The sequence below is a fragment of the Methylobacterium brachythecii genome (assembly GCF_014196345.1).
Classification (GTDB): Bacteria; Pseudomonadota; Alphaproteobacteria; order Rhizobiales; family Beijerinckiaceae; genus Methylobacterium; species Methylobacterium brachythecii.
Genome location: NZ_JACIDN010000002.1, coordinates 617,089 through 638,111, shown reverse-complemented (window position 1 = coordinate 638,111; position 21,023 = coordinate 617,089). Strand labels below are relative to the sequence as shown.

Genomic DNA, 21,023 nt, shown 5'->3' with positions numbered 1-21,023 from the left:
GCGATTCCTCTGCTCGGAGCGTAGTGAAATGCTCCGGCAAGTTCACCTTGGAAGTCGGCTAGATCTGCAACGAGTCGCAAAGAGACGATTGCGCTGCACCGGTTGTGGCCCCAGGAAAACGGAGGCGCTTTAAGCGATCGGGCCCCCCGCCTTGCGTGTCACCACGACCACGGACGGGCGCGGCGGCATGTCGGGGCGGAAATCCGGCCAGCGCGTCGAGGGCTTGTCGTAGTTCGCCGGCACGGCCTCGTCGTCCGACTCGCCCGGATGCTGGACGGCGACGAAGAACGACTCGTCGTCCGGCGTGAAGCACGGCCCGCACATCTCGGCGCCGACGGGCACCCTTAGGAAATGCCGGCCGGTGCCCCGGCGCGTTCCGTCGGTCTCGAGCGCCCAGATCCCGTCGGCGCGTCCCGTCGCCTTGCGCGAGTTACCGTCGGTGGCGATCCAGAGGCGGCCACGTCCGTCGAAGGCGCAATTGTCGGGCATGCCGAACCAGCCGTCGGCGCTCGTCGCCGCGCCGAAGCTCGCCCCGGATTCCGGGCCGCCACAGCGCACCAGCACCTCCCAGCGGAAGGTCGTGGCGTCGTGGTCGCCCTCATCCGGCGAGATCTCGATGATGTGGCCGTAGAGATTCTTCTCGCGCGGGTTGGCGGCGTCGACCTGATCGGCGGTGCGCTTCGCATTGTTGGTGAGCATCACGTAGACGCGACCCGTCTTCGGGTTCGCCTCGATATCCTCGGGCCGGTCCATCGGCGTGGCGCCGAGTTTCTTCGCCGCGCGCCGCGTCTCGATCAGCACGTCGGCCTGGCTCGCGAAACCCGCGGAGGCGTCGAGCCCGTTCTCGCCGTGGACCAGCGGCAGCCAGCGTCCGGTGCCGTCGGCCGCGAAACGCGCCACGCTCAGCGTACCGGAATCGAGGATGTCGGCATTGTCTGCGCGTGTCTTGCCCACCGTCCCTGCGCTGACGAAGCGGTAGATGTGCTGGAAGCGCTCGTCGTCGCCGAGATAGACGACGTAGCGCTGATCGCGGTTGATCACGCCCGCCGCGCCCTCGTGCTTGAAGCGGCCCAGCGCCGTGCGCTTCTTCGGCGTCGAGGCGGCGTCGTGCGGGTCGATTTCCACCACCCAACCGAAGCGGTTCGCCTCGTTCGGCTCCTTGCCGAGATCGAACCGGTCGTGGAAGCGGCCCCAGCCGAAGAATGGGCCGCCCATGCCCATCGCCTTGGCGTTGTCGCTCTCGGCATGGCCCTCGGGCAGGCTGCCGGTGAAGTAATAGTGGATGTTCTCCTCGCCCGAGAGCCAGGTGCCCCAGGGCGTGATGCCGCCCGAGCAGTTGTTGATGGTCCCGAGCACGGTGCGCCCCGTCGGATCGGCTTTCGTTTGCAGGCGGGCATGGCCTGCCGCCGGGCCGGTGATCGCCATCGGCGTGTCGGAGGTGATGCGCCGCGTGTAGGGCGAGCCGATCACCGGATGCCAGCCCGTCGCGCCACGCGCGATCTCGACCACCGAGCCGCCCGTCGCCGCCATCTCGACCGCGACCTGATCCGCGTTGAGCGCGGTCAGCGCCTCCTTGCGGGTGTTGGCGACGAGCCCGGCAAACATCAGCTCGCCATTGGTGTATTCGTGGTTGACCGTGAGCAGCCCGCGCCGGCCATCGCCATCGAGCGGGATGAAGCCGACGAAGTCGTTGTTGTAGCCGAACTGCCGGCGCTGGGCCTCGGCGGTCTGCGCGGTCGGGTCGAAATCCGGCGCGTCGGCGAAGAGCGGGTCGCCCCAGCGCAGCAGCACGTCGGCGCGGTAGCCCTCGGCCACGTGCAGCGTCTCGTCGACGCCGGCCTTGAGCTCGGGGAAGTCGAAGACGCCACCCGGCTCGGCCTCTGCAGCAGCGGTCGATCCGGGGCCGATCAGCGTCGAAGCGGCTGCGGCCGCGAGAGAGCCGCGCATGACGTCGCGGCGGCTGAGTCGCTGGGTGATGATCTCGCCGATGGTGGGGCCGGCGGGGTGATCGGTGTCGGACATCGCGAGAGGCCTCAGATCAGAATGGTTCGCGACTACGACCGTTGCGTGAAATCGCGGTGACGGCGCCTTGCGAAGTGCCATGCCCCGCTTTCGCCCCATCGCGGCTGCACCATCGTCGACACCCCGCTTCGAACCCGATTTCAGCGAGCCGCGAGCATCCGTGACCCGCATGCCGATTGCCTCGTCTCTTCGCCACGCGCTCGCTCTGCTCGGCGTCGTCGCTGCCGGCCCGGCGCTGGCGCATCCGCATGTCTGGGTCGTGGCGAAGGCCGAGATCGCCTACGAGAGCGGCAAGGTCGCCGGCGTGCGGCACAGCTGGACCTTCGACGCCGCCTATTCCGCCTACGTGACGCAGGGCCTCGACACCAACAAGGACGGCAAGCTGTCCTCCGAGGAGCTCCAGGGCCTCGCCACCGAGAACACCACGAACCTCGCGGAGTTCGGCTACTTCACCAAGCTGAAGGTCGCTGGCAAGGAGCAGGTTTTTGCCGATCCGCGGGAGCCGCACATGGCGATGGACGGCGACAAGGTGACGCTCAGCTTCCTCCTGCCGCTGAAAGCCCCGGCCGCGCAGGGTCGCGGGGTCGCCGCGATCGAGGTGTACGATCCGACCTATTTCGTCTCCTTCGGGCTCGCTGACGGAGCCGACGCCGTCAGCCTGAAGGGCGCGCCCTCGGGCTGCGCCGTCACCATCAACCGCCCCAAGACCACTGAACCGCAGACTGCGGATGCCGGGAAGCCGATGTCGGAGGCCTTCTTCGAGGCGCTGACAGCCGCCGCGGATTACGGGGTTCAGTTCGCCAACCGGGCGATCGTCGCATGTCCGTAGGCATCGCGCTCGAACCGGCGCGATCGCCGCGCAGCCGGCTGGCCCTGCGCCTAGCCTTCGCTGCGGGCGCCGTCGCCCTTGCTGCCGCCGTGCTGACGCTTCTGGCGTGGCTCGTCATGCCGGGCGTCGCCGCCCCGCCGCCCCGCTCCCCCTTCGGGATGGGTTTTCGCGAATCCGCGCCGTCGGCAACCGGGATCGGTGGCTGGCTGCTCTCCGTTCAATCGAGTTTTTCGCGCAGCCTCCAGAGCGCGGTCACCGCGTTGAAACAGGGCGGCGAATGGGGGCCGCTGGCGTTGCTCGGCTTTGCCTACGGCGTTTTCCACGCTGCCGGCCCTGGCCACGGCAAGGCGGTGATCGCTGGCTACATCGTCGCCGGCGAGCGCACCCTGCGCCGCGGCTTCGCCCTGAGCTTCGCGGCAGCCATGATGCAGGCGCTCGTCGCCGTCGCCATCGTCGGCATCGGTGTGCTGCTGCTCAACGCCACCTCAAGCGCCATGAACCGGGCCGGGACGCTGATCGAGACCGTCAGCTTCGCCCTCGTCGCGCTGCTCGGTGCGGCCGTCACCTGGCGCAAGGCCGGGCGGCTCGCCGCGCTGACATCCGCCGAGCCGATCGCGGCCTGCGAGCCCGGCTGCGGCCATGTCCATCTGTCCGACGCCGAGACCGTGGCGCGGCTCGATACGTGGCGAGAGCGGACGGGCGTGGTGCTCGCGGCCGGGACGCGGCCCTGCTCCGGGGCAATCCTGATCCTGGTCTTCTCCGCCGCGCAGGGGATGCTTGCGGCCGGGATGGTGGCGACCTTCGCCATGGCGCTCGGCACGGCGCTGACCACGGGGGCGCTGGCCAGCCTCGCGGTCTTCGCCAAGGCGCTGGCGCTGCGTCTCGCGGGCGGACGCGGCAATGCCGGTGTGATTGCCGTCGGCGGCCTCGAACTCGCGGCCGCCGCCTTCGTGCTGGTCCTCGGGCTGGCGATGCTCTCGGGCCTCGCGCTCGGCGTCGGCGGCTGAGACGAAGCGCACTCGCCAAACGGCGCCGCGGCTGTCAGTCTCCCCTCGGATCCCGAGAGGAATGCCCGTGACTGCAGGCCCCTTCGACCACATCCTGAACTGGCGTCTGCTTGCCGGCTCGCATGCCTTTCCCGGTCCGGATGGTGGCACCTGCATCAACGAGGCGGCGATCGTCGCGGCCGGGCTGCCCTACAAGGCGATCACCGCGACGGAAGACTGCCCACCCTGCTTCTCGCGGCCGTTGGCCGCCTACGCCCTCGGCCTCAACGATGCGATGCCGGATGCGGAGCGGCCGAGGCTGATGGCCTTCGTGCTGCGCCTCTCGGGTTCGGCCGACAGCGAGGCGGTCGAGGCGGAGCGCACCGAATTCCTGGCGCTGGAGAGCGTGCGCCGCATCTTGCCCGCACTCCTCGACCTGGCGGGATTACCGGCACTCGCCGCGCGCTGCGAGATCGCTACGGTTGCCGCCGATGCCATGGCCGCGGCGCGCACGGCCGAGAGCCAAGGCGCCGTCCTGGCTCAAGCCGCGTCGCATCGGCGCGCTTGGCTGCAGGGCGCGCGGCTCGCCGCCGTGTCACGCACCGCGACGGCCGCGGCGAAGGCTTTCGACGATCCGCGCTGCGCGGCCGAGGTCGCCGAAGGCGCGGCGCCGTTCGCCGGGGGCATCTGGCCGATCGCGGTGGCGATCCTCGACGAGGCGCTGGCGATCGGCCGCCGGGCGCCTGAGATCGATCTAGTCCAGGCCGGCCGCCGCCTCGACGCTGCCCGCGCCGGCGCAACGGTCTGAGCCGAACCGGCAGATTCCGGGAAACACTCGCGGCTTCCGGTGGTTGACGCACGGGCGAACTCGATTGCCCGCAACCGAAAGGAGCTTCATGTCCAGAGAGAGCAGCATCCAGGCCACCGAGCGCTTCGGCGCACTCGTCAATGCCGGCACCTTCGATGCCTTCCCCGAGGTCGTCGCGCCCGAGTGTCACGACCACGACCCGGCGCCGGGCCAGCATCGCGGTCCCGAAGGCTACCGGCAGTTCTTCACGCAGCTACGCACGGCCTTCCCCGACATGAAGGTCGAGGTCGAGAAGCTCGTCGCCGAGGGCGACAGCGTCGCTTTCGCCTACACGCTCACCGGCACGCACCAGGGCGATTTCAACGGCCACGCGCCGACAGGAAAGGCGATCAAGGTCCGCGGCCTGCAGATCGGCCAGTTTCAGGACGGCAAGATGACCGAGCGCTGGGGTTCGTCCGACGAACTCGGCATCCTCAAGCAGATCGGCGCAATCCCCGGCTGACCGGGATCAGCCGTAAGCGCGGAGCTGCGGCTCGACGTCGAGGTCGATCTCCATGGCCTCGCAGTTGGCAAGCCAGCGACCGGTGAGGTGGTAGAAGAAGGTCGAGTGCCCGACGACGGCGATGGTCGTCTCGGGCCGCGCCCGCAGCCAGTCTCGGAAGCCGGCGACGCGCTCGTCGAACAGGTGCGGCGGCTCGACTGGCCAGCCCCTGGCCTGGACCGCATCCGCGTCGTGCCACCAGATCTCGGGCAGGTGGCGGACGTCGAAATCCGGAAACTCCTTGGCCAGCACCGAGGCGGCGCGGCCGACGTCGCAGGAGCTTTCCTGGCATTCCCGGTGCAGCACCTCGACCAGCATCTGGGGCTTGGCCGGATGCTCCGAAAAGATGCCGATGGTGGTCTGGATCGCGCGCGTCAGCGGAGAGGTCACCACGAGCTCGAACGGAATCCTCTGCAGCGCCTCGCGCGCCGCGGCGGCCTGACGGTGGCCGAGGTCCGACAGCCGCGCATCGATATGGCCGGGGTCGCGGCCGGTGGCTCTGTGATGCGCGTTGAAGGTGGATTCGCCGTGGCGGATGCAGACGATGCGGCTCGTGGTCATGCGCTGCATGTACGGTCGCGCCGGCCGCGCTGCCAGACGGAACGGCGCAGGCCAGCCTCGCGCGTGACTCTCCTCCCCCTTGCAGGGAGGAGTTGGAAGTGGGGGGTAGTGCAGGAGGCACCGGGGTGCTCGATTCTGAACCACCCCCCCTGACCCCTCCCCGCAAGGGGAAGGGGAACCCGGCCGGCGCCTACTCGATCCGCACCACCACGCTGTCGCTGGCACCTGCCGCGTCCATCACAGAGATCCGCGCGAAGCCGGCTCCATCCGGGCTCCAGGCCGATTGCCGGCGCATGCCCTGGCCGACGGGTAGGCCGTCGACCATCCAGGTGAGGGGCGGCTGGCCGCCGAGCGCCTTGAGGGCGAGTTCCGGCTTCGCGCCGTCGCCGAGGCCGAGATCGACGCGTGATCCGTCCGGCGGGTAGGCGATCTTGAGTGGCACCCCGAGCGTCGCCACCAGCGTCTTCGGGGCGTCGCGGCGGATATGGCGCAGGGGCGGCGGCAGCCCGGCGGTGGTCGAGACTAGCGCATCACGCGGCCGGGGCAGCGGCTCGGGCTCGCCGCCGTAGCGCGCGAAGGCGTCGAACAGGACCGGCGCGGCCGAGACCCGGCCGACGAGTCCGGGCACCGAGGCGCCATCGGGCCGCCCGATCCAGACGGCGATGGTTACGCGCCGGTCGAACCCCACGGCCCAGGCGTCGCGGTAGCCGTAGGAGGTGCCGGTCTTGAACGCGATTCGGCCGGTCAGGGCGTTCTCGGGCGGCGGCGCGCCGCGCAGCACGTCGGAGACGTACCAAGCCGAGACCGGGTCGGCGATGGTGCGCTCCGTCATTGCGAGCGGAGCGAAGCAATCAAGGGCCGCCGCGCAGGGCGTCGCGGATGCGGCTCTGGATTGCTTCGCTTCGCTCGCAATGACGGGGGGAAGCCTCCGCACCAAAGCCGGCACGCTGCCGCCGCGCGCCATGCCCGAGTACAGGCGGGCGAGGTCGGTGAGGGTGATGCCGAGGCCGCCCAGCGCCACAGGGAGGCCGGGGGCGGTGTCGCGGGGCAGCAGGATCGTCGCGCCGGCTCCGCGCAGGCGGGCGATGAAGCGGGCGGCTCCGACGACGTCGAGCAGGTCCACCGCCGGGACGTTGAGCGAGTGCTGCAGGGCGTAACGCGCGGTCACCGTGCCGTGGAAGCCGAGATCGAAGTTTTCCGGCGCGTAGGAGGCGGCAAAGCGCACCGGCCGGTCGTCGAGCAGGGTCTCGGGATGGGCGATGCCGTTCTCGAAGGCCAGCGCGTAGATGAAGGGCTTCAGCGCCGATCCTGGCGAGCGCACGGCTTGCGTCGCGTCGATCGCACCGGCCCGGGCCGCATCGAGATAGCCGGCGCTGCCGACCTGAGCGATCACGGCTCCGGTGCGGTTGTCGATCGCCAGGATCGCGGCCGAGAGGGCGGGGCCGATGGCAGCGGCGCGCTCCTTGGCCAGGGTTTCGAGGCTCGCCTGCAGGCGCTTGTCGAGGGTCAGGCGCTGCACACGCGCGTCGGGATCGGCAGCCACCGCCTGCTCGGCCGCATGCGCCGCGATCATCGGGAAGGGTTTTCGCGAGGTCGGGACCGGCTCGGCCTTGGCGGCCTCGGCCTCGGCCCGGTCGATCACACCGCGGGCGGCGGCGATGTCGAGCACCCGGTCGCGGGCGCGGCGAGCCTGCGCGGGATACCGATCGGGCCGGCGTGCCTCCGGCGATTGCGGTAGGGCGACGAGGAGCGCGCTCTCGGCGAAGGAGAGCCGCGCCGGCTCGCGCCCGAGATAGGCGAGGCTCGCTGCCCGCACGCCCTCCACCGGGCCGCCATAGGGGGCGAGCTGCAGGTAGAGGTCGAGCACGCCGGCCTTGCCGAGCTGCCGCTCCAACTCGACGGCACGCACCATCTGCCGGAGTTTTTGGCCGATCGAGCGCTCCGAGCGCGGCTCGACGAGGCGGGCGACCTGCATCGACAGCGTCGAGCCCCCCGAGACGATCTTTCGGTGTCGGACCCATTGCCACGCCGCCCGCAATGTTGCCGCCGGATCGATGCCCGGATGCCCCTCGAAGCGCCGGTCCTCGTAGGCCTTGAGCATGGCGAGGTAGCGCGGATCGACGTCCCCCGCGCCCGCCGGAAGCCGCCAGCGCCCATCTGCGGTGGCGAAGGGGCGCAGGAGCTGTCCGTCCCGGTCGAGAATGACCGTGGAGCGGAGGTTGGCCTGAGTCAGGTCGAGGGGTGGGAGGTTTTGAACGAAGAGCCAGAGGCCCAGGGCGGGTGCCAGCGCGACGGCGGCCAGGCAGGCACCGACGATTGCCGCGCGTCTCCCTCTCCCCGCACGCGGGGAGAGGGTCGCAGGCACCTCGTCGTGCCTGCGACGAGCGAAGGCGAAGACGAAGCGACGGTGAGGGGGCGTCGACGAAGGAGTCTCATCCGGAGCCGTCCCCTCACCATCGGCTAGCGCCTCGCCTCGCCCCCGACGAGGGGGGCTCGGCCCTCTCCCCGCGTGCGGGGAGAGGGAACCTCCGCGGCCCGCGTCGCGCTCCATCACAGGTTACTTCGCCACCACCTCGACCGATCCGAACGCCGTGCGTCCGAACCGCTCGGGGCGGTACATGTCCTCGATGGTCGCGCCCGGATGCACGTAGGTGCCCGGCGAGACCACGCGCACCGTGTAGGCCGCCGAGAAGAAGGCGGACTGGTCCGGGCCGCGCTCGTAGGCGGCGACGAAACGGTCGTCGCGGAACTCGGTGTGGTTCGGCTGCACGTCGCTCTTGGCGAAGGCGAGGCCGGAGAGCGCGTCCGAGTCGAGCAGCTTCGGGTTGTCGATCTCGAGGCCGGCCGGCAGGCGGTCGACGAGGAGCAGGCGGCCCGACGTCGCCTTGGCCTCGGTCACCTTCAGCACCACCACGAGGCGGTCGTTCTGGCGCAGCGGCTTCGTGGCGTCGACCGGCGTGCCGTCGAGCCGGTAGAAGCCCCGCTCCACCGTGTAGCCGCGCGATTCCGCCGGCTCCGGCGCGATCGGGTTGCCCGAGACGCCGACCACGAGCTCCACCGGCTCGCTGCCCGCGTTGGTCAGCTTGACCGGCTTCTCCTCCAGCGCCGGCGCCTTGAACAGGCGGGCCAGCAGTCCCTTCGCCACCGTGCCGTCGACACCGATGGCGAGCGCCTCGGATTCCTTCGACAGGCTCTCGGCGGCCATCACCATCCAGGCATTTTCCTGGGTGCTGGTGGAGCGGCCGTTGGCGCGCTCCTCACCGACGATCGCCGAGACCGGCTGCAGCATGCCGCCGGTCATGCCCGTCTCGGCAGCGAGTGCGATGAGGCCGGCACCGTCGCGCAGGCGCGAGCCGTAATCGGCCCGATAGGCGCCCTTGTCGCGCTCGCTCTGGAGCGACTTCACCGCTTCGCCGAAGGTTTTCTGAGCCCGGCCGCGATCGCCCAGCAGGGCGAGGGCGGCGGCGAGCTGGCCCTTGCCGAGCGGCGTCGAGAAGTCGGCGAGCTTGGTGTCGGCGAGGTAGCGCAGATCGCCCATCACCGGGCGGCCGTTGCGGGCCAGCACATAGGCCGCGTAGGCGAGGTCCATGCCGCCTTCCTCGACCTTGGTGGCGTTGGCGACCGTGTTGCGAAGGCGGTCCAAGGCGCTGTTGAAGGCGGTCTGCGGCACGGCGAAGCCGCGCTCGCGGGCCCGGGTGAGGAAGTCGGTCACGTAGGCGTTGAGCCAGGTGTCGCTGGCATTCTCCGTCGACCACAGACCGAAGGCGCCGCTCGAATCCTGGCGCGAGAGCACCCGGTCGATCGCCTCGCGCACCCGATCGTCGAGCTTGCCGTCGAGGCCGAGCTTTTCCGAAGCCGCCAGGGCGTTGACGTAGAGCAGCGGCATGGCGCGGCTCACGGTCTGCTCCGAGCAGCCATAGGGGTAGCGGTCGAGCGCCTGCAGCAGGGCCGGCACGTCGATGCCGGCGAGGCGGCTGGCCGAGACGGAGACCGCGCCGGTGCCGGGCAGGATGTCGGCGAGCAGGTCCTTGTTGATCTCGACGCTGGCGCCGGGCTCCAGAGGCCGCACGGTGCGACGCACCAGCGCTCCCGTGCCCGCTCCGATGGCGAGGTTGAAGCTCTGGCCGGCGACGCCCTGGATGCCGGGGCCGGACAGGTTCACGTCGAGCCGCGCGGTGCCGGGTCCTGCCGCCGTGATCGGGATCACGAGCTGGCCCTTGGTGCCGGCGGCGAGCTTCATGGTCGAATGCACGGCATCGCCGCCGACCACGACGGGGCCGGTCAGATCGAGATCGACCGTATAGTCGCCGGCGCCGCCCTCGACATTGTCCACCGCCACGAAGAAGCGCGAGCGGTCACCCACATTGAGGAAGCGCGGCAGCGTGCCTGTGAGCACCACCGGATCGCGGATGATCATGTCGGTGGAAGCTTGCCCCACGCGGGACTTGGTCCAGGCGGTGACCATGATCCGCGCCGTCCCGTTGAAGGCCGGCAGGGAGAGCGGCACCTGCGCGGTGCCGTCGGCGCCCACCGTGACCACGCCCGAATAGAGCGCGAGCGGCGCCTGGGTCGGCGGCGTATCGGCGAGTTCGCCGCCACCGCCATCGCCGCCGGAGCGGATGGCGCCGAGGGTGCCCTGCATGCCGTCGATCAGGAAGCCGTAGAGGTCGCGCATCTCCGGCCCGAGTGCCTTCTGGCCGAAGAAATAGGCGAAGGGGTTGGGGGCCTCGTAGCGGGTCAGGTTGAGGATGCCGACATCGACGGCGGCGAGCGTTACCCGCGCCTCTTCGCCGGCCTGCAGCCCGGCGACCTTGACCGGCACGGTCAGGTTTTCACGCGGTCGTGTCTTCTCCGGCGCGCCGATCGAGACCGAGAGCCCGCGCTTGTCCTTGTCGATGGAGAACCAGGCGAGGCCGAGCGCCCGACCCGGCATGCGCTTGGCCGCCTGGTCGAGCGGTCGATAGGCGGTGGCGACGAGATAGGCGCCGGAGCCCCATTCGGCCTTGACCGGGATGTCGATGGTCGAGCCGCCCTCGGCGACCTTCAAGTCGAGCACCTCGTGCAGCTTCTCTCCGACCACGGCCAGTGTCGCGGTGCCGGCGAATTTCGGCTGGAGCCGGGCGCGGATGTGCTCGCCGGAGGCATAGGCCGCCTTGTCGAGGGTGAGAACGAGGAGGTCCGGCACGTCGGCGGTCTCGCCGCCGCCCCAGCCCACCGTGAAGGAGATGCTGGCCGCCGCGAGCGGCTGGCCGGCGACGGACGCCTCCAGGCGGTAATTGCCGTAAGTCACCGGCGAGGTGATGCGGGCGGGCGCATCGGCACCGAGGTCGACGCGGCCATCGGCGATCTTGCGGGTCGATTTCACCGGCTCGAACTGCCAGCGGCCGTCCTCGCGGTACCACTGATAGGTCTTGTCGACCCTCACCAGCGACCAGCTCACGCCGGCCTGCGCGAGGCGACGGCCGTCGGGCGCGGCCATGACGAGATCGAAGCTCGCCGGGGCGCCCTCGGCGAGGTCGCCGGAAAAGCCCTTGCGGATGGCGAGCACCGGCTGAGCGGGCAGGATCGGCAGCGTGACGCTGCGGCTGAGCGCCCGGCCGCCCGGTTCGCCGACGTTGAGCGTGATCTTGGCCTCCAGCGGACGCGGGCTCGCGACCTCCTGGACCGGCACGGTCATCACGGTGCGGCCTTGCGCGTCGGTGGTCGCCTTGCCGTCGATCTCGGCCGTCGTCGCCTCGACCGACTCGTCGTCGAGGCCGATCGAGAAGCCGTCCAGGCCCTTGATGCCGCTCGTGGCCGCCTGCTGCACGGCCACCGAGCCGGAGACGTCGAGCCCGGAGCCGGGGGCGCCGTAGAGATAGCGCGCGGCCACGTCGATCTTGGCGGCCTCGCCCTTCTTGAGCGAGGGTGTCTCCGGCGTGAGGCTGACCTCGAGCCGCTCGGGCACGTAATCCTCGACGAGCCAGCTCGCCTCGCCGACGGCGGGGGCTTTCGGGTCGGTGAAGGCGGTGACCCGCCACGTCCCGCGCATCGCGCCGGCCATCAGCGGCAGGGAGAGCGAGCGGCCGCCGAGCCCCTCGTCGGCGACGGAGACGCGGCGATACTCGACGCCGTCTGGCCGCTTCACCACCAGCGTCAGCGGCAGGCCGGCAAGCGCAACGCCCTGCGGGTCGCGTAGCAGGGCGGTGAGCTGCACGGTCTCGCCCGAGCGGTAGACCCCGCGCTCGGCGAAGACGAAGGCCTCGGCGCCGCTTGTTACCGCGCGGCCCTTCACGCCGCGGTCGGACAGGTCGAACGCTGTCTGGTTGAGGTCGAGGAAGCCGTAATCGTCGCCGAGCTGCGCCACCACGATACCCGGAGACAGACCGCCCTCGCCGCGGGCGAGGCCTGCCGGGAAACTCGCGAGGCCCTTCCCATCGGATTTCGCGGTGGCGAGGACGTCGTTGTTCTTGGCGATGAGCCGGACGTCGACGCCGGAGAGCGCCGCGGCGGAGGCCAGCGAGCGAGCGATGACGTGCACGCCGTCGCGGCCCTGGAAGGCGGTCAGCCCGAGATCGGAGACCACGAACCATTGCGTGGCCTGCTGCTCGTAGCCGCCGCCCTCCTCTTCGGAGGGCGAACTCGTGCCGCTGGGCTTGGCCAGCATGATGTAGAGGCCGGGTTCGAGCTTGCCGACCGCCTGCAGGACCGGGAAGGCCGTGACCGCCTCGCGGTTGGTCTCGGCCTTGGCCGTGTCGAGCGTGCCCTTCCAGACGCGGACGCCCTTCTGGTCGGCGATGGTCTGCGCCGTCGAGCCGCTGAGCTGGGCCAGGAAGTCTTCCGAGCGCAGGGCCGGCAGCAGCCCGCGATCGCCGATGCGCAGGACCTCGACGTCCACCTTCGCCGCGTTCACCGAGACCAGCGGCACGCCGGATTGGCCGGCCCGCGGCAGCACGTAGTTGCGTCCGGTGAAGCGCACCTGCGGCGAGCGATCCCGGACGTAGATCTCGTAATCGGCCGATTTCAGCAGGGTCTCGCCGACGGAGGAGGGGAGCCCCTGGCGGATGACGAAGGCGTAGCGCTCGCCGTGCTTGAGCCCGTCGACGCAGACCTGCTGGCCCTCCGCCGTCACCGCGGCGTTGGCCGCGCCCGAGACGGCGACGAAGGGCGTGTAGTCGGTCTTGCGGACCAGCGCTTCCGAGAAGGTGAAGCAGGCCCGCGGCGCGGCGGCGTCCGAATCGACCTTGTAGTCGGTGATGCGGAAGCCGTGCTCCTCGCGCAGCTTCTCGTAGGTGGCGCGGGTCTCGGCATCGTCCCTGACGGCGAGGCTGGCGCGATAGGCGTCGAGGGCGGGGCGCCATTCGGACTGCGCCACATAGGTTTCCGCGAGCGCGGTCAGGGCCTTGGCTTCGTCGGCAACCGTTTTCGAGCGGAGATAGGCCTGGTAGGCTGCCGCCGTGGCGCGCGACTTCAGCTTGCTGCGCTCGGCGTAATCCGTCTGCTCCTCGTCGGCGCCGGCCGTGCTGGCGGTGCGGGCATAGCCGAGCCAGTTGCGCGGATCGGTCGGGTCGGCGGAGACGGCAGCCGCATAGGCGTTCATCTCGGCATCGGCGTCGGCGCCCTCGGATTCGTCGGCCGCTGCGGCCTCCGCCTCCTTGCGCCACTGCGCGGCATTCTTGCCATTGGCCGGGGACTCGCTCTTGAGCGAGGCTTCGAGGCGCACGCCCTGGCTCGCGAGAGCCTCGTTCACGTAGCTCTTAACGACCGGAGCCGTGGCGGCCTTGGGCGCCGGCATCGGAGGCCGAGGCGCCTGGGCCGAGGCCTGGCCAGCCAAGAGCCCGAGAAGCACGCATGCGCCGAGGCTGCGCCCCAAGAGGTTTTCCCGCGACATGACCACGTCCCACCCCATCAGAGCAGCCGAACCGGCGCGCCGGCACGCTATCACGGCCGTTGCCGGCCGCAACGCTCGTTAGCCGAGTATCTCAGTCCTGCGAATACTCGTTGGACCGCGATTTCTCTTGCCTCTTCGCATCGAAAGCTGTCTGCGATCCGTGCGCTGCCATACGCGACTCGGCCAGCGTGATCGGCAACCATGGGGAGATGATGATTCAGCTCGCTCGCCTGTCCGCCCTCGGTTGCCTCCTGTCCCTGGCGCAGGCGGCGCAGGCGCAAGCCCCCGCACCGTTTCAGCCACCGGTACGACCGCCCGCACCACCCCTGGCCAAGCCGAAGCCGCCGGTTTCCCCTCGCCCTGCCGCCGATCCTGCCTATGCGGCCTCCCAGGCTGCTTTCGAGGCGTTGCCCGAGGCCCTGCGCAAGGCGATCCAGGATTCGCTGGTCTGGACCGGCGACTACAACGCGGTGACGGCCGGCACCTATGGTCGCCGTACCTATGAAGGCATCGTCGCATGGCAGAAGCGACAGGGCCTGGAGCCGACGGGCATCCTCGGAGCGCGTGACCGCACCGCCCTCGACGCCGCGGGGGAGGCGGCGCGCAAGGCGCTCCGCTTTACCGTCCAGGCCGATCCGGCGAGCGGCGCCGTCATCGGCGTGCCGGAGAAGTTGCTGGCGAAGAAGAGCCCGCTGCCGCGCGGCACCCGCTGGCAGAGCGCCGACGCTCGGGTGACGCTCGACACGACCTCCTATCCCGCCGGAAGCGCCGATCTCGACGGCCTGTTCGAGCGCGCGACGGCGGTCACGCCCGAGCGGAAGATCACCTACAAGGTCAAGAAGCCCGACTTCCTCGTGGTGACCGGCGAGACGCCGACGGGCCGATTCTACATCCGGCACGCCGCCGGTGCCGAGGGTATCCGCGGCTTCACCATGGCCTACGACAAGGCGCTGACCGCAGAGGTCGACCGCCTGGTGATCGCGGTGGCCAACAGCTACCTGCCCTTCCCGGAGGCTACACCGGCACCGGAGGCCAAGCCCGTTGCGGCGGCACCGAACCCTTATGCCGGGAGCGGAAAGCCGGCTGGAAACACAGCCTCTCCGTTGGCGCCTCCGCCGCTGCCGGGCCTCACCGCGCCGCCGGCCGCGACGGGTTTCGCCATCGGCAATGGACGCATCCTGACCTCGGCGGCAGCACTCGAACACTGCACGGTGCCGCGCGTCGGCGGTGCAGCAGCCCGCGCCGCAGGACGCGATGCCACGGGCAACCTCGCCTTGCTGGAGACCGACGCGCGCAATCCGGCGGCGGCCCTGCCGGCGATCCGCAGCGAACCCGTCACGTCCGGCGAAGCTCTCGTCGTGGTCGGCGCCGAGGCGAAGGGCGCGGCCGTCGCCCCCGGCTCGGCCGGCAGCGGGAGCGTCGTCGCCCCGCTCCAGCCCGGCGCGGGCGGTGCGCCCGTCCTCGACCGGTCCGGCCGTCTCGTTGGCCTCGTCGCACGATTCGCGACCGCTCCCCGCTTGATCGCCGGAGTGATGCCGCCGACGAGCTACGCCGTGGTGCCGGGAAACGTAATCGCCGCCTTCCTGGCGCAGGCCGGAGTCAACACCGCGAAAGCCGCTCCGAACGCCGCTCCCGCCCCGGCGAGCCTCGGCGCGGCGGCGGCTCCCGTGCTCGGCTCCATCGTCGCGATCACCTGCGCGCGGTAATGCCGAAGCGAGACTGGACTACGGCCGAGATCCCGTCTCAGCACGGTCGTCTCGCCATCGTTACGGGCGCAACCAGCGGGATCGGCTACGAGGCGGCTCTGGCGCTCGCTGGGGCCGGCGCACGGGTCGTGCTGGCAGCACGCGATCGCGGAAAGGCGGAGCGCGCGGTCTGCGCGATCCGGCGACGGCATCCCGACGCCGCGGTGGAAATCGGGCTGCTGGACACCGCCAGCCTGTCCTCCGTGCACGCCTTCGCCCAGCGGATACGAGAGCAGGGGCTGCCGATCGACGTCCTGCTGCTCAATGCCGGCATCGCCTGGCTGCCCCGGCGGCACGAGAGCGAGGACGGGTTCGAACTGCAGCTCGCCACGAATTATCTCGGCCATTTCGCCCTGGCCGCACTGCTGCTGCCGACGATGCGGCCGGGGCCTGCCTCGCGGATCGTGCCGGTGGCCAGCATCGCCCATCAGAGAGGCGCGCTACACTTCGACGACCTGCAGCTTCGAGCCTACCAGCCACGAATGGCCTATCGGCAGTCGAAGCTCGCGATGCTGATGTTCGGGCTCGAACTCGACCGGCGGCTGCGCGCATCCGGGTCCGAGATCCGCGCGGTCGCGGCGCATCCCGGTATCACGCGCACCGCCATTACCCGGTTCGGTGGGGTCGCCGGGCCGATGCAAAGGCTGACGGGACAACTCGTGATGATCCTGTTCGGGCAGTCCGCCGCGCGGGGCGCGCTCCCGCTGCTCTACGCAGCGACCGCCCCGGAGGCGCTTGGAGGTAACTACTACGGGCCGGACGGCCGCGGGGAGATGCGAGGCGCGCCAACTCCGTCGGTCATCGCCCCGCATGCGCGCGACGAAGCCGATGCGCGCCGGCTCTGGAACGTGTCGGAAGAGATGACGAAGGTCCGCTGGCCGTTTCCGCCATTGCCAGCGCAGCGAAGCAATCCAGAGCCAACTCGCTGACGTCGGCGCGTTGGCCCTGGATTGCTTCGGCTACGCGTCGCAATGACGGCTCAGGCGCTTGCTCTTACGTTCAAGCGGCGTCGGCGGGCTTGTCCTTCGCCGCCTCCGGCTTCGGGCCGCCCTTCGACACGCCGACCAGAGCCGGGCGCAGAGTGCGATCGCCGATGACGTAGCCGGTCTGGACCACCTGGACGACGGTGCCGTTCGGAACCTGCGTGTCTGGCACCTCGAACATGGCTTGGTGGCGGTTCGGGTCGAAGCGCTGGCCCTTGGGATCGACGATCTTCACACCGTGGCGCTCGAGCGTCTTGCCGAGGTCGCGCTCGGTGAGCTCGATGCCCTCGATGAGGCCCTTGAGCGCGCCATCGGCATGCTCGCGCGCCTCGGCCGGCACGCTATCCAGCGCGCGGCGGATATTGTCGGCCGAGCCCACGATGTCGCGGGCGAAATTGGTGACGGCGTAGGTCCGGGCATCGGTGACCTCGCGCTCGGTGCGGCGGCGCAGGTTCTCCATCTCCGCGAGCGTGCGCAGGAGACGGTCCTTCATCTCGTCGCGTTCGCGCAGGGCGGCGGCCAGCGCCTCGGCATCGACCGCGGCCGGCTCGGCCTGCGGGGTGGCCTCCGCCTGGTTGCGCGGATCCTCATGCTCGTTGTGGTCTGCCATCATCGCCGTTCGTCAGTCGACTTCATCGTTTTGGGAACGGCGCTGATATCAGGCCCAGGCCCCGCGAAATCAAGTTTCGCTGTGGGTTGGGCCCCCGGCTCACGCCTCCCGCGGCGGCGGCGAGTCGACCAGGGCATCGAGCCCCTCGGCCCTCAGCGCTGCGACGTCGCCGGCAAAGACCTCCATCACCGCATTGCGGATCGCCGCGAGCCGGTCCGGCTGCACCACCCGCGTGCCGGTGAGGTCGACTACGTAGAACACGTCCACTGCCCGCTCGCCGAAAGTGGCGATATGCGCCGAGACGATGTTCAGGCTGAGCCGGTTGATCGCGGTGGTCAGCTCGTAGAGCAGGCCAGGCCGATCGAGCCCGGTGATCTCGATCACCGTCTCGCGGCTCGACAGGGCGTTGTCGATCGAGAGATCCGGCGGGACCAGGAAAGTTTTCGGCGGGTGCTTCGGATGCTTGTCCGCGACGAGCTCGGCGATCTTGATCTCGCCCTTGAGCGCCTTCTCGATCGCGGTGGCGATCCGCTTTGCGCGGCGCAGCTCGTCTTCGTCTCGCTCGAAGGCGCGAGAGATGAAGATCGTGTCGAGGGCGAAGCCGTCCGTGGTGGTGAAGATCTGCGCGTCGACGATGTTGCCGCCCGCCGCCGCGCAAGCGCCGGTGATGATGGCGAGCAGCCGCGGATGATCCGGTGAGTAGACCGTCAGCTCGGTGACGCCGCGCGAGACGTCGGTCTCGTAGGCGGTTGCCGAAGTGCGGCCCTTCTCGTCGACCGACTTGATGAAGCCGGCATTCTTGAATTGGCGCGTGCCGTCGACCTTCAGCCAGTAGGCCTGGTTGTGGCGTAGCGCGTAGGCGTCGAACTCTTCGGGACCCCAGTCGGTGAGGCGCTCGCGCAGGGCGATCTGGATCATCTTGACCCGGTCGGTGCGCGCGATCTCCGAATGACCGCCCGAGAGGTGCACCTCGGTCTCGTCGTAGAGGGTGCGCAATAGCGTGCCCTTCCAGGCCGTCCAGGTGCCCGGACCCACCGCCTTGATGTCCGCGACCGTGAGGATCAGCAGGAGCTTCAGTCGCTCCAGGGTTTGCACCACGGTTGCGAATTTCTCGATGGTCTTTGGGTCGGAGAGGTCGCGGCTCTGGGCCACCATCGACATCAGCAGGTGGTGCTCGACGAGCCAGGCCACGGTGTTGGTCTCGGCCTGGGTCAGGCCGAAGCGCGGCCCGATCTTCTTGGCGATGGCCGCGCCGGCGATGGAGTGATCCTCCGGCCTGCCCTTGGCGATGTCGTGCAGCAGCACCGCGACGTAGAGCGCCCGGCGGTTCTGGATCGTGCCGATCAGGCGGGAGGCGAGGGGATGCTCGTCCTCGAGCCGGCCGGATTCGATGGCCGAGAGCACGCCGAGCGTGCGCAGCAGGTGCTCGTCCACCGTGAAGTGGTGGTACATGTTGAATTGCATCATCGCGACGATGCGCCGGAAGTCCGGGACGAAGCGGCCGAGGACGCCCGCCTCGTTCATCGCCCGCAGGATCGTCTCCGGCGCGTTGGCCGAGGTCAGGATGTCGAGGAACAGCCGGTTGGCCTCTTGATCGGTGCGGACTGCCTGCGAGACCAGCCGCAGCGAGCGGTTGGCGAGGCGCTTGGCATCCGGGTGGATCGGCAGGTTGTAGCGGTCGGCGAGCCAGAACAGCCGGATCAGGTTGATCGGGTCGCGCTCGAAGGTGGCCTCGTTGCGCGTGTTGATGCGGCCGTTGTCGATCAGGAAATCCTCGGCCTCCATCGTCGTCGCGCGGAAGCGATCGCGGAAGCGGCCGATCCAGCGGTCGAGCACCGGCGTGCGCTTGGCGTGGCGCGCCTCCAGTTCCGAGCAGACGATGGCGGTCAGGTCGCCGACTTCCTTCGCGACCAGGAAATAGGCCTTCATGAAGCGCTCGACGCCGGAAAGGCCGCCGCGGGCGCCGAAACCGAACCGCTCGGCGATCTTCGGCTGCAGTCCGAAGGACAGGCGCTCCTCGGCCCGGCCGGTGACGAAGTGCATGTGGCAGCGAACCCGCCACAGGAACTCGTCGCAGCGCTCGAACAGCTTGTATTCCTCGGCCGTGAACAGGCCTGCATTCACCAGCTCCGCCTGATCGCGGACCCGGTAGGTGTATTTCGCGATCCAGAACAACGTGTTGAGGTCGCGTAGCCCCCCCTTGCCATCCTTGACGTTGGGCTCGACGAGGTAGCGGGAGGAGCCGGCCTTGGCGACGCGGCCGTCGCGCTCACGCAGCTTCGCGTCGACGAACTCGGCGGCCGTGCCCATCACCAGCTCGCTGTCGAAGCGCGTAACGAGCTGCTCGAACAGCGTCCGCGAGCCGAACAGGAAGCGCGCTTCGAGGAGAGCGGTGCGGATCGTCATGTCTGCGCGGCCCTCGCGCAGGCATTCCTCGACGGAGCGGGTGGCGTGGCCGACCTTCAGCTTGAGGTCCCACAAGACGTAGAGCATCGCCTCGACGACGCTCTCGGACCAGGCGGTCTGCTTGTAAGGAAGCAGGAACAGCAGATCGATGTCCGAGCCCGGCGCCATCGTGCCCCGGCCGTAGCCTCCGGTGGCGACGATGGCGAGCTGCTCGCCGGTGGAGGGGTTGTCGTTGGGGTAGAGGCGCCAGACCACGGCGTCGAAGATCGCCTTGACGACGCCGTCGGTCAGCCGGGAGATGCGTTCGGCGCAGGCGACGCCGTTGCGATCCTTCAGGAGTTGGCGCTCGGCGTCCTTGTGGCCGGCTTCGATGACCTTGCGCAGCTCAGGCACCAGCGCCGCGCGGAGCCGCGTCGGCTCCCGCGCGTCCCGGTCGAGCGATTCCAGGACCTTGTCGAGGGCGGCCGCAGCGTCGAACATGCTGCTCCCGTTAGCATGTTCCGGGCCGCGCGACAGCGGTGTCGGGCGACGGAGTATTCCATCTACCAGGGCGGAAAGTTGAAGAGCTTTGTTCTCTATCGCGGATTTTCGTTTGACGAGGCGAACGCCGTTGACTTAGCCATCGAAAATTCCGCCACGGCCACGCCCATCCTCGATCCTTCGGAGCCCTTTATGCTCGCCCGTCGCACCGTTCTCTCGGCCTTCGCCGGTGCCCTCGCCCTGATCGGCCTGCCGACGGCATCCGACGCCGCCGACGTGAAGGAGATCCGGCTCGACTGGGCGACCTACAATCCCGTGAGCCTCGTCCTCAAGGACAAGGGCTTCCTCGAAGAGGTGCTGAAGGCCAAGGGGATCACGGTGCGCTGGGTGCAGTCGCTCGGCTCCAACAAGGCGCTGGAATTCCTGAACGGCGGCGCGATCGATTTCGGCTCGTCCGCCGGCGCGGCAGCGCTGCTGGCGCGCATCAACGGCAACCCGGTCAAGGTGATCTACGCCTATTCGCAGCCCGAATGGACGGCACTCGTCACTCGCAAGGAAACCGGCATCTCCAGCGTCGCCGATCTCAAGGGCAAGCGCATCGCGGTCACCCGTGGCACCGACCCGCACATCTTCCTGATCCGCGCGTTGCAGGGCGCTGGCCTCACCGAGAAGGACGCCAAGCTCGTCCTGCTGCAACATGCCGACGGCCGCACGGCGCTCGATCGCGGTGACGTCGATGCCTGGGCCGGTCTCGACCCTATGATGGCCGCCGCCGAGATCGAGAACAACGACGTGCTGTTCTTCCGCGACCCCGCCGCGAACACCTGGGGCGTGCTCGACGTGCGCGAGGATTTCGCCAAGGAGCATCCGGATCTCGTGAAGACCGTGATCGCTGCCTACGAGCAGGCCCGCGCCTATTCCCGCGCGAACCCGGATGCCCTCAAGGCCGCCCTCGTCGCGGCGACCAAGCTGCCCGACCCGGTGATCGCCCGGCAGCTTGAGCGCACCGATCTCGGCAAGCCGGCGGTCGGGAAAACCCAAGCCGATGCGATCCGCGCGGCCGGTATAGCCTTGCAGCAGGCCGGCGTGATACCGGCGACCACCGACGTCGCCGCCGCCGTCGACGGGCTGATCGACACGCAGTTCAACCCGACGCCGGCCCCCTAAACTTCCGCGAATTCT

13 protein-coding genes are annotated in these 21,023 nt (G+C 69.8%); 7 read left to right on the top strand and 6 right to left on the bottom strand.

Features of this window, described 5'->3' with window-relative positions:
• Positions 1–129 precede the first annotated feature (129 nt).
• A complete protein-coding gene (locus GGR33_RS07020; RefSeq protein WP_183503235.1) occupies positions 130–2,022 on the bottom strand; it encodes a PhoX family protein in 1,893 nt (630 codons plus the stop codon).
• A 169-nt stretch (positions 2,023–2,191) separates the two neighbouring features.
• On the opposite strand from GGR33_RS07020, the gene GGR33_RS07015 reads away from it, so the two are divergent.
• The 4 genes from GGR33_RS07015 (at position 2,192) to GGR33_RS07000 (ending at position 5,147) form a co-directional block, all read left to right on the top strand.
• Entirely contained in the window at positions 2,192–2,851 is a 660-nt protein-coding gene (locus tag GGR33_RS07015) for a DUF1007 family protein (protein ID WP_183503607.1), read from the top strand.
• A complete protein-coding gene (locus GGR33_RS07010; protein WP_183503233.1) occupies positions 2,842–3,858 on the top strand; it encodes a nickel/cobalt transporter in 1,017 nt (338 codons plus the stop codon). The genes GGR33_RS07015 and GGR33_RS07010 overlap by 10 nt, the downstream gene beginning before the upstream one ends.
• 67 nt (positions 3,859–3,925) lie before the next feature.
• Positions 3,926–4,645 (top strand): hypothetical protein, encoded by a 720-nt coding sequence (locus GGR33_RS07005; protein ID WP_343068426.1) that lies wholly within the window; start codon positions 3,926–3,928, stop codon positions 4,643–4,645.
• 88 nt (positions 4,646–4,733) lie between these two features.
• Positions 4,734–5,147: an ester cyclase gene (locus GGR33_RS07000; protein WP_183503229.1), complete on the top strand. Its 414-nt coding sequence runs from the start codon at positions 4,734–4,736 to the stop codon at positions 5,145–5,147.
• Between the two features lie 6 nt (positions 5,148–5,153).
• Here the strand turns inward: GGR33_RS07000 and GGR33_RS06995 are convergent, their stop codons facing one another.
• The 3 genes from GGR33_RS06995 to GGR33_RS06985 form a co-directional block, all read right to left on the bottom strand.
• Positions 5,154–5,756, bottom strand: coding sequence for a histidine phosphatase family protein (locus GGR33_RS06995; RefSeq protein ID WP_183503227.1), 603 nt, complete (start codon positions 5,754–5,756; stop codon positions 5,154–5,156).
• Positions 5,757–5,937: 181 nt separating this feature from the next.
• Complete coding sequence (pbpC, locus tag GGR33_RS06990) at positions 5,938–8,298, bottom strand: penicillin-binding protein 1C (protein WP_246412880.1); 2,361 nt, start codon at positions 8,296–8,298, stop codon at positions 5,938–5,940.
• A 6-nt stretch (positions 8,299–8,304) separates the two neighbouring features.
• A complete protein-coding gene (locus GGR33_RS06985) occupies positions 8,305–13,617 on the bottom strand; it encodes an alpha-2-macroglobulin family protein (protein ID WP_183503223.1) in 5,313 nt (1,770 codons plus the stop codon).
• Positions 13,618–13,829: 212 nt separating this feature from the next.
• Here GGR33_RS06985 and GGR33_RS06980 point away from each other — a divergent pair, with 212 nt between their 5' ends.
• Both GGR33_RS06980 and GGR33_RS06975 read left to right on the top strand, forming a co-directional pair.
• On the top strand, positions 13,830–15,323 hold the full coding sequence (locus GGR33_RS06980) for a peptidoglycan-binding protein (protein ID WP_425488753.1): 1,494 nt from the start codon (positions 13,830–13,832) through the stop codon (positions 15,321–15,323).
• Positions 15,323–16,291 carry an oxidoreductase gene (locus GGR33_RS06975; RefSeq protein WP_183503221.1) on the top strand — a complete coding sequence of 323 codons (969 nt, stop codon included), beginning with the start codon at positions 15,323–15,325 and terminating at the stop codon, positions 16,289–16,291. The genes GGR33_RS06980 and GGR33_RS06975 overlap by 1 nt, the downstream gene beginning before the upstream one ends.
• Before the next feature lie 70 nt (positions 16,292–16,361).
• Here GGR33_RS06975 and grpE read toward each other — a convergent pair whose 3' ends face one another.
• Positions 16,362–16,958 (bottom strand): nucleotide exchange factor GrpE, encoded by a 597-nt coding sequence (gene grpE, locus GGR33_RS06970; protein ID WP_183503219.1) that lies wholly within the window; start codon positions 16,956–16,958, stop codon positions 16,362–16,364.
• A 96-nt stretch (positions 16,959–17,054) separates the two neighbouring features.
• A complete protein-coding gene (locus GGR33_RS06965; RefSeq protein WP_183503217.1) occupies positions 17,055–19,841 on the bottom strand; it encodes a [protein-PII] uridylyltransferase in 2,787 nt (928 codons plus the stop codon).
• Positions 19,842–20,033: 192 nt separating this feature from the next.
• On the opposite strand from GGR33_RS06965, the gene GGR33_RS06960 reads away from it, so the two are divergent.
• Positions 20,034–21,008 carry an aliphatic sulfonate ABC transporter substrate-binding protein gene (locus GGR33_RS06960; RefSeq protein WP_183503215.1) on the top strand — a complete coding sequence of 325 codons (975 nt, stop codon included), beginning with the start codon at positions 20,034–20,036 and terminating at the stop codon, positions 21,006–21,008.
• Positions 21,009–21,023: the final 15 nt, after the last annotated feature.

Excerpts from the sequence above, each read along its gene's own strand:
- GGR33_RS06985 (WP_183503223.1), bottom strand. The coding sequence starts at position 13,617 with ATGTCGCGGGAAAACCTCTTGGGGCGCAGCCTCGGCGCATGCGTGCTT.
- GGR33_RS06995 (WP_183503227.1), bottom strand. The coding sequence starts at position 5,756 with ATGCAGCGCATGACCACGAGCCGCATCGTCTGCATCCGCCACGGCGAA.
- grpE (WP_183503219.1), bottom strand. The coding sequence starts at position 16,958 with ATGATGGCAGACCACAACGAGCATGAGGATCCGCGCAACCAGGCGGAG.
- GGR33_RS06975 (WP_183503221.1), top strand. The coding sequence starts at position 15,323 with ATGCCGAAGCGAGACTGGACTACGGCCGAGATCCCGTCTCAGCACGGT.
- GGR33_RS07015 (WP_183503607.1), top strand. The coding sequence starts at position 2,192 with ATGCCGATTGCCTCGTCTCTTCGCCACGCGCTCGCTCTGCTCGGCGTC.
- pbpC (WP_246412880.1), bottom strand. The coding sequence starts at position 8,298 with ATGGAGCGCGACGCGGGCCGCGGAGGTTCCCTCTCCCCGCACGCGGGG.
- GGR33_RS06965 (WP_183503217.1), bottom strand. The coding sequence starts at position 19,841 with ATGTTCGACGCTGCGGCCGCCCTCGACAAGGTCCTGGAATCGCTCGAC.
- GGR33_RS07010 (WP_183503233.1), top strand. The coding sequence starts at position 2,842 with ATGTCCGTAGGCATCGCGCTCGAACCGGCGCGATCGCCGCGCAGCCGG.
- GGR33_RS06980 (WP_425488753.1), top strand. The coding sequence starts at position 13,830 with ATGATTCAGCTCGCTCGCCTGTCCGCCCTCGGTTGCCTCCTGTCCCTG.
- GGR33_RS06960 (WP_183503215.1), top strand. The coding sequence starts at position 20,034 with ATGCTCGCCCGTCGCACCGTTCTCTCGGCCTTCGCCGGTGCCCTCGCC.
- GGR33_RS07000 (WP_183503229.1), top strand. The coding sequence starts at position 4,734 with ATGTCCAGAGAGAGCAGCATCCAGGCCACCGAGCGCTTCGGCGCACTC.
- GGR33_RS07020 (WP_183503235.1), bottom strand. The coding sequence starts at position 2,022 with ATGTCCGACACCGATCACCCCGCCGGCCCCACCATCGGCGAGATCATC.